Annotated in this window: 7 protein-coding genes; 1 reads left to right on the forward strand and 6 read right to left on the reverse strand. The window is 60.6% G+C overall.

Going from position 1 to position 8,289, the window contains the following annotated elements; genetic code table 11:
• Positions 1 to 47: 47 nt before the first annotated feature.
• Genes trpC through B3N48_RS08950 form a run of 3 tightly spaced genes read right to left on the reverse strand, consistent with a single transcriptional unit; the run spans position 48 to position 2,552 of the window.
• A complete protein-coding gene (trpC, locus tag B3N48_RS08940; RefSeq protein ID WP_296182244.1) occupies positions 48 to 887 on the reverse strand; it encodes an indole-3-glycerol phosphate synthase TrpC in 840 nt (279 codons plus the stop codon).
• Positions 884 to 1,933: an anthranilate phosphoribosyltransferase gene (trpD, locus tag B3N48_RS08945; protein ID WP_296182262.1), complete on the reverse strand. Its 1,050-nt coding sequence runs from the start codon at positions 1,931 to 1,933 to the stop codon at positions 884 to 886. Before trpD ends, trpC begins: the two co-directional genes overlap by 4 nt.
• 19 nt (positions 1,934 to 1,952) lie before the next feature.
• On the reverse strand, positions 1,953 to 2,552 hold the full coding sequence (locus B3N48_RS08950; protein WP_296182247.1) for an aminodeoxychorismate/anthranilate synthase component II: 600 nt from the start codon (positions 2,550 to 2,552) through the stop codon (positions 1,953 to 1,955).
• A 469-nt stretch (positions 2,553 to 3,021) separates the two neighbouring features.
• Between B3N48_RS08950 and estP the strand changes: the two genes are divergently transcribed.
• Positions 3,022 to 4,962: an esterase EstP gene (gene estP, locus B3N48_RS08955; protein WP_296182250.1), complete on the forward strand. Its 1,941-nt coding sequence runs from the start codon at positions 3,022 to 3,024 to the stop codon at positions 4,960 to 4,962.
• Positions 4,963 to 5,109: 147 nt separating this feature from the next.
• On the opposite strand, the gene trpE is transcribed toward estP, so the two are convergent.
• From trpE to rpe, 3 genes are all read right to left on the reverse strand, one after another.
• Entirely contained in the window at positions 5,110 to 6,591 is a 1,482-nt protein-coding gene (gene trpE / locus B3N48_RS08960; RefSeq protein WP_296182254.1) for an anthranilate synthase component I, read from the reverse strand.
• A gap of 69 nt (positions 6,592 to 6,660) precedes the next feature.
• Positions 6,661 to 7,479, reverse strand: a complete 819-nt coding sequence (locus B3N48_RS08965; protein ID WP_296182255.1) for a phosphoglycolate phosphatase — start codon at positions 7,477 to 7,479, stop codon at positions 6,661 to 6,663.
• Complete coding sequence (gene rpe, locus B3N48_RS08970; RefSeq protein ID WP_296182258.1) at positions 7,479 to 8,150, reverse strand: ribulose-phosphate 3-epimerase; 672 nt, start codon at positions 8,148 to 8,150, stop codon at positions 7,479 to 7,481. The genes B3N48_RS08965 and rpe overlap by 1 nt, the downstream gene beginning before the upstream one ends.
• Between the last annotated feature and the right edge of the window lie 139 nt (positions 8,151 to 8,289).

Genomic DNA, 8,289 nt, shown 5'->3' on the forward strand with positions numbered 1-8,289 from the left:
AGCTCACTCCTACAGAGAAGCGGTCTGCCGAACTCCGCACTTTTCCGTCAATCCAGCGTGCTGGACTTGATCGCAGGGGTGCCCTTCTCCGGGAAGAACAGCCGCTGCAACTCCACGCCCGGCTTTTCGGCGCGCATGAACGCTTCGCCGACCAGAAAGGAATACACGTCGCTGATTTCCATCAGCTCGACATCGGCCCGGTTGAGAATGCCGCTTTCGGTGATGACCAGACGATCCCTCGGGATGCGCGGCAGCAAGTCCAGCGTGGTTTCGAGGCTCACGTCGAAGGTGTGCAGGTTGCGGTTGTTGATGCCGACCAGCGGTGTGTCGAGGGTTTTCAGCGCGCGGTCCAGTTCTTCGCCGTCATGGACTTCGACCAGCACATCGAGGTTGTTGGCTTTGGCGACTGCGGCCAGCTCGGCCATTTTCACGTCATCGAGCGCAGAAACGATCAGCAAGATGCAATCGGCACCCAGCGCCCGAGCCTCGACGACCTGATACGGGTCGATCATGAAGTCTTTACGAATGACCGGCAGCGCGCACGCGCTACGGGCTTCCTTCAAGTAAGCGTCCGCCCCCTGAAAAAAGTCGATGTCAGTGAGCACGGACAGGCACGTTGCGCCCCCCGCTTCATAGCTCTTGGCGATTTCAGCGGGCTGGAAGTTCTCGCGAATCACGCCTTTGCTGGGGGACGCTTTCTTGATCTCGGCGATGACCGCAGGCTGCTTGCGCTTGGCTTGCTCAATCAGCGCCTGGGCAAACCCACGGGGCGCATCGGCAGTGGCGACCAGCGTTTCCAGCTCGGACAAGCTGACGCTGGCTCGTCGGGCCGCGACCTCTTCGGCCTTACGGGCCAGAATCTTTTCCAGTACCGTCGGCACACTCATCCTTCATTCTCCTGTTTGAATACCGCGGTAAACGCACCCAGCTCTTCCAGCTTCTCGCGCGCGAGGCCAGTGTGCAGCGCGTCGTGGGCCAACTCCACGCCCTCTTTCAACGTCGAAGCATGATCAGCAGCATAGAGCGCTGCGCCCGCGTTAAGCACAATCATTTCCGCAGCTTTCTGACCGTTTTCAGTCTTGCGACGACCCAAAGCGTCACGGATCAAATCCAGTGACTGTTGCGGGCTGTCCACCACCAGCCCAAACAGGCTTTGGCTCTTCATGCCCAGGTTTTCCGGCTGCACCCAGTATTCGGTGACTGCGCCGTTCTTCAGCTCAGCGACGAACGTCGGGGCGGCCAGGCTGAATTCATCCAGGCCGTCCTGAGAATGCACCACCAATACGTGCTTGCTGCCGAGGCGCAGTAGCACCTCAGCCAGTGGACGGCATAACGCCTGAGTGAAAACGCCGATGACCTGATGCTTCACGCCTGCCGGGTTGGTCAGCGGGCCGAGCATGTTGAACAGCGTGCGCAGACCCAGATCCTTGCGCGGACCTGCCGCGTGCTTCATTGCTTGATGATGGGTCTGGGCGAACATGAAACCGATACCGACAGCGTCGATACAGCGCGCCACCTGAACCGGCGTCAGGTTGAGATACACGCCCGCCGCTTCCAGCAGATCAGCGCTTCCGCTTTTACCTGAAACCGCACGGTTGCCGTGCTTGGCGACGGTGCAGCCAGCTGCTGAAATGACCAACGAGGCCGCCGTGGAGACGTTGAAAATGTTCGCGCCGTCGCCGCCGGTGCCCACGATGTCGACCACGCGATCCAGCGATTTGAGCTCGACCTGATCGGCCAGCTCACGCATCACCGACACCGCGCCGACGATTTCGTCGATGGTTTCGCTCTTCATGCGCATGCCCATCAGGAACGCGCCGATCTGCGCCTGGGTGCATTGACCGGTCATGATTTCACGCATCACGTCGCGCATTTCGTCGGTCGTCAGGTCCAGTTGATTCACGACCTTGCCGAGCGCCGTTTTGATGTCCATTGCCATAGTTGAAATGCCCTTAACCCTGACGCGTGCCGCCGGTCTGCTTGAGGAAGTTGGCGAACAGCTCGTGGCCCTGCTCGGAGAGGATCGATTCAGGGTGAAATTGCACCCCCTCGACGTTCAATGTCTTGTGACGCAGGCCCATGATTTCGTCGACCGAGCCGTCTTCACGCTGGGTCCATGCGGTCACTTCCAGGCAGTCGGGCAGCGTCTCGCGCTTGACCACCAGCGAGTGGTAGCGGGTGACGGTCAGCGGATGTTTGAGGCCTTCGAAGACACCTTTGTCTTCGTGGATGAGATCGCTGGTCTTGCCATGCATCACTTGGCGGGCGCGGACCACGTCACCACCGAACGCCTGTCCGATGGACTGATGACCCAGGCAAACGCCGAGCACCGGCAGCTTGCCAGCGAAGTGCTTGATCACGTCGATAGAAACCCCGGCTTCATTGGGCGTGCACGGCCCCGGGGAGACCACGATGCGCTCGGGATTCAGGGCTTCGATTTCGGCGACGGTCATTTCGTCGTTGCGGATCACTTTGACGTCGGCGCCCAGCTCGCCCAGGTACTGCACGACGTTATAAGTAAAAGAGTCGTAGTTATCGATCATCAGCAGCATTTTGCGCTTAACCTTTTGAACTGACTTCTAGGGTGGCCTTCCGTTTTCGATACCCGCAGTTGTGCACAGATGAGTCGCAGGCGCTTGTCCGGCGAAACGGCACAGAACAAAGGTACAGAAGGCATATCAATACAGGTCCGGCAAGGCCGGCGGGGAAATAGTCAGGCGCGCCAACGCCAACGGGCGTGAGCCTTGATAACGCGCATCAAGAAGCTGCTGACAATCGACACAGGAAAGGTCTCGTTCATACGTTGCCGCACAGTAGCGTACCGCCGCATGTGGCGCAATATCGTAGTGGCCCGGTGGCAGGTCTTGAACGCGTTTTGGCGGCATTTCGGGCTTGGCAAGCAGCAGATCCAAAGCTCGACGTCGACACAGAATGGGACATTCGATTGATCCACGGCAGGCCTTCTCGTAGTGAGGCTGCTACCTTCTGATACAGCACGCTAAAACAAGAAGGGACCTCTCGATGCTGAAACCCACTCTGCGCCGGCCTTTTGCGGCCTGCCTGCTGTCACTCGCCTGCTCCTCCGCCGCTGCGGCCTCCTCCCCTTATTCCACAATGATCGTGTTCGGCGACAGCCTCGCCGACGCCGGGCAATTCCCTGATGCGGGCGGGCCTCCAGGCGCCACGTTGCGCTTCACCAATCGCACAGGCCCTACGTTCCAGAACGGCAGTGGCGAAACCTTTGGCCTGAATTCCTCGACACTGCTCGGGGGCATGTTGGGGGTTGCGCCCGGCGACTTGCAGGCCTCGACCTCGCCGGTCCGCGCGGCACAGGGCTTGGCGGATGGCAACAACTGGGCGGTGGGTGGCGACCGAACGGATCAGATCCTCTCGGCCATCACCACGCAATCCCAAGTGGCGAACACTGACACGTCGACCGGCGTAACCACGGTGTTTCGTACGCGGCCGGGGTATCTCGCACAGAACAACTTCCGCGCCGATCCGAATGCGCTGTATTACCTCACGGGCGGGGGCAACGACTTCTTGCAGGGACGCGTGATCAGCCCCGCCCAGGCCATCAGCGCGGCCAACAATCTCGCCGACGGGGCGCAAGCGCTGTCCCAGGCAGGGGCGCGTTACATCATGGTCTGGCTGTTGCCGGATATCGGCCAGACGCCCGCTGTGTCCGGCACCTTTCTGCAAGGACCCTCGTCGCTGCTCAGCGGCGTGTTCAATCAGCAGTTGGTCAGCCGTCTGGGGCAGATCAATGCCGAAGTCATTCCCCTGAACGTGCCGGGGCTGGTGCGTGAAGTGCTCGACAGCCCTGCCCGCTTCGGCCTGGCAGCGGATCAGAATCTGGTAGGCACATGTTTCAGCGGCAACGGTTGCCGCGCCAACAGCGTTTACGGCATCAACGGTACATCGCCTGATCCGACCAGGCTGCTGTTCAACGACGGCGTGCACCCGACCGTCGCGGGTCAGCGCCTGATTGCCGACTATGGGTATTCGATTCTGTCGGCCCCTTGGGAAATCACGCTGTTGCCGGAAATGGCCAACGGCACGTTGCGCGCACAGCAGGATGAACTGCGCAGCCAATGGCTGGCAGATTGGGGCAATTGGCAGAACGTCGGGGAATGGCGAGCCATCGTCGCAGGAGGCGGTCAGAAACTGGACTTCGACGCGCAAAGCAACTCCGCCAGCGGCGACGGCCACGGCTACAACCTGACCATCGGGGGCAGCTATCGATTTGCCGAGGAATGGCGCGCGGGTCTGGTCGCCGGGGCTTATCGCCAGACGCTTGAAGCGGGTCCACGGGATTCGGACTACAAGCTCAGCAGCTACATCGCTACTGCGTTCGTGCAATATCAGGCGAATCATTGGTGGGCTGACGTGGCCGCCTCAGGGGGCAAGCTCGATTACGACAACCTCAAGCGCAAGTTCGCGCTGGGCGTCAGCGAAGGCGCAGAAAAAGGCGACACCGGTGGCAATCTCTGGGCACTCAGCGGGCGACTGGGTTTCGATCTGGCCGAGCAACACAGCCGCTGGCATGTCTCGCCATTCATCAGCGCCGACTATTCCCATGTCGAGGTCGACGGCTATGCGGAAAACAGCAGCCGCGCGACGGCCCTCAACTACGACGATCAGACGCGCCGTTCGAAACGACTCGGCGCAGGCCTGCAAGGCAAGTTCGAGGTCACGCCGCAGACGCAGCTGTTCGGCGAAGTGGCCCACGAGCGGGAGTTCGACACCGATCAACAGGACGTGACTATCGCGCTGAACAGCGTGCCGGGGGTCGATTTCAATCTGCAGGGCTATGAGCCGCAGCGCAGTTTGAATCGGGCGAGTATCGGACTGAGCCAGAAGCTCGCGCCGGACCTGACGCTGCGGGCCGGTTACAACTGGCGCAAGAATGATGACGTCACACAGCAGGGGGTGAATCTGGCGTTGAGCCTGGATTTCTAACAACCATCAGACCTGTAGGAGTGAGCTTGCTCGCGATGGCGTCGTGTCAGGCAATAAATGTGTCAACCATCGGCCCCGATCGCGAGCAAGCTCACTCCTACAGAAAAACCGTGTCCGCCGCACGATTGTGCGGCGACAGGTCGACGATCACGCCTCCGGCGTTTGCGCCGCCAAGGCCACTGCACGGAACATCGCGCGGCGTTTATTCAGGGTTTCTTCCCATTCGAGGGCGGGCACCGAGTCGGCCACAATGCCGCCACCGGCCTGAACGTGCAGCTCACCGTTTTTGATCACTGCAGTACGGATCGCAATGGCGGTGTCCATGTTGCCGTTCCAGGCGAAATACCCCACCGCGCCCCCGTACACACCACGTTTGACAGGTTCCAGCTCGTCGATGATTTCCATTGCACGGATTTTCGGCGCGCCGGACAGGGTGCCAGCTGGCAGGATCGCCCGCAGCGCGTCCATCGCCGTCAGCCCTTTTTTCAGCTGACCGGTGACGTTGGACACGATGTGCATCACGTTGGAGTAACGCTCGATGACCATCTTTTCGGTCAGCTTCACCGAGCCCACTTCCGAGACGCGGCCGGTGTCGTTGCGGCCCAGGTCGATGAGCATCAAGTGCTCGGCGATTTCCTTGTCGTCGGACAGCAGATCGACTTCCAGCGCGCGATCCGCTTCTTCGGTCGCGCCGCGAGGGCGAGTGCCAGCGATCGGGCGCACGGTGATCAGGTTGTCTTCGACGCGCACCAATACCTCTGGCGAACTGCCGACGACGTGGAAGTCGCCGAAGTTGAAGAAGTACATATAGGGCGTCGGGTTGAAGCTGCGCAATGCGCGATAGAGGTCAATCGGCGCGGCCTTGAAGTCGATGGACATGCGCTGCGACGGCACCACCTGCATGCAGTCGCCCGCCAGGATGTATTCCTTGATGGTGTCGACGGCTTTTTCATAATCGCCTTGGGTAAAGCTCGACCGAAAGACCGGATCTGCGGCTTGCGGACGCGTCAGGTCCAGACCGCGACGGGGCGTGATCGGCTGACGCAGTTTTTCCATCAGTGCTTCGAGGCGCGCAAGTCCGCCTTCGTAAGCCTCGGGCTGCGAGGGATCGACCAGCACGATGGCGTGCATCTTGCCCGCGAGGTTGTCGAACACCACGACCGCATCGGAGACCATCAGCAGGATGTCCGGTACGCCGATGGGGTCCGGGTTCGGGCTCTTGCCCAGACGCGGTTCGACGTAACGCACGCAGTCATAGCCGAAGTAACCCACCAGACCACCGTTGAAGCGCGGCAAGCCGGGAATGGTGGGTACGTTGTAGCGAGCCTTGAACGTCTCGACGAAGGCCAGCGGGTCTTCGACGTCCAGACGCTCGATCTCGGCGCCGTCGTGGGTCACGCTGACGGTGTGGTCATGCACGCGCAGCACCGTGCGGCATGGCAGGCCAATCATCGAGTAACGGCCCCATTTCTCCCCGCCCTGCACTGACTCCAGCAGGTAGGAGTTGGGCTCGTCGGCGAGCTTGAGGTAGATCGACAGCGGGGTGTCGAAGTCGGCAATGGTTTCGAGAGCAAGCGGAATGCGATTGTAGCCTTCAGCGGCCAAGCGCAGGAATTCTTCGCGGGTCATCATCAGCCTCGTGGTCTGAGGTAAAACGGTCAGGTGTGCAAACGTGCCGGACGTCCGGCCAGATTCAGGTCAGGCGCGCCAACGCCAGCGGGCCAGGGCCTTCATGACTTTCATCCAGAGTTTGCGAGTGACCACCACGATGGATTCTCTAAAGGAGGGGGGTTCAACGTCGGGCAACGTTATCTCAGCCCCAAGATCTAAGCAACCGGGAATCAATTTGCGCAAATCGTCGATCACCAGCGCCGGAGACTCTTCGGCAATTGGCCGACCGTGGTTGTAGCCGTAGCTCAAAGCCACGCACGCCACGCCGGCTGCTTTGGCCGCGAGGACGTCGTTGCGCGAGTCACCCACGAACAGCGATTGCGAGCCTGGAACGCCGGCCATTTTCATCACGAAAAACAGCGCCGCCGGGTCAGGTTTCTGCTGTGGCAAGGTGTCGCCGCCGACGATCCAGCGGAAGAAGCGGCCGAGTTTCATGTCGTCCAACAGCGGCGCAACGAAACGTTCCGGCTTGTTGGTGATGAGGGCCATTTCCACGCCCTGCTTCTGCAGCCACTTCAGGGTTTCGCGTACGCCAGGGTAGACGCGGGTCAGCGAATGGTTATCGCCGTAGGCCTCCATGAAGATCGCAAGCGCTGCTTCGGTGGACGCTTCGTCCACCGAAGAATGGTCCATGTCGTTGGCCAGCGCCCGGCGTACCAACACGCGCACACCATTGCCTATCCAGTCCCGCACGCGCTCGATGCCCGCAGGCGCGCGTCCGAGTTGATGAAGGGTTTTGTCCACAGCTGCGGCCAGGTCCGGCACCGAGTCAACCAGTGTGCCATCCAGATCGAACATGATCAGTTTGGGCAGACGACCCGGAAACAGCTGCTCGAAGCCGCTCATCAGCGCGCCAACGCCAGTTCTGCACGCATTTTTTCAATGACTTCTTTGTAATCGGGTGCATTGAAGATGGCCGAGCCTGCAACGAACGTGTCGGCGCCCGCCGCGGCGATGTCGCGGATGTTCTGGACGTTGACGCCACCGTCGATTTCCAGACGGATGTCACGACCGGACGCATCGATCAACGCGCGCGCTTCGCGCAGTTTGTTGAGGGTGCCAGGGATGAATTTCTGACCGCCAAAGCCTGGGTTCACGCTCATGAGCAGGATCATGTCGACCTTGTCCATGACGTATTCGAGCAGGTTCAGAGGGGTCGCCGGGTTGAACACCAGGCCGGATTTGCACCCGCCTTCGCGGATCAGTTGCAGGGAGCGGTCGATGTGCTGGGTCGCTTCCGGGTGAAAGGTGATATAGGTCGCGCCCGCTTCGACGAAGTCGCCAACGATGCGGTCGACCGGGCTGACCATCAGATGCACATCAATCGGGGCAGTAATGCCGTACTTGCGCAACGCTGCGCACACCATTGGGCCGATGGTCAGGTTGGGGACGTAGTGGTTGTCCATGACGTCGAAGTGAACGATGTCGGCGCCAGCGGCCAGGACATTGTCGACTTCCTGCCCCAGTCGGGCGAAGTCGGCAGAGAGAATCGACGGAGCAATAGCGAAGGGCTGCATGACGCACCTTTTTGAGCGAAATCACGGTGGCGCGCATTGTACTCCAGAGTTTGAAACGTGGGTTGTGTGGCGGATGAATGCCGGTTCAGGTGTGAAGTCTGTTGATTGAACAGAACCTGTGGGAGTGAGCCAACTGTCT

It is taken from the genome of Pseudomonas sp. UBA1879, assembly GCF_002338065.1.
Taxonomy (GTDB): domain Bacteria; phylum Pseudomonadota; class Gammaproteobacteria; order Pseudomonadales; family Pseudomonadaceae; genus Aquipseudomonas.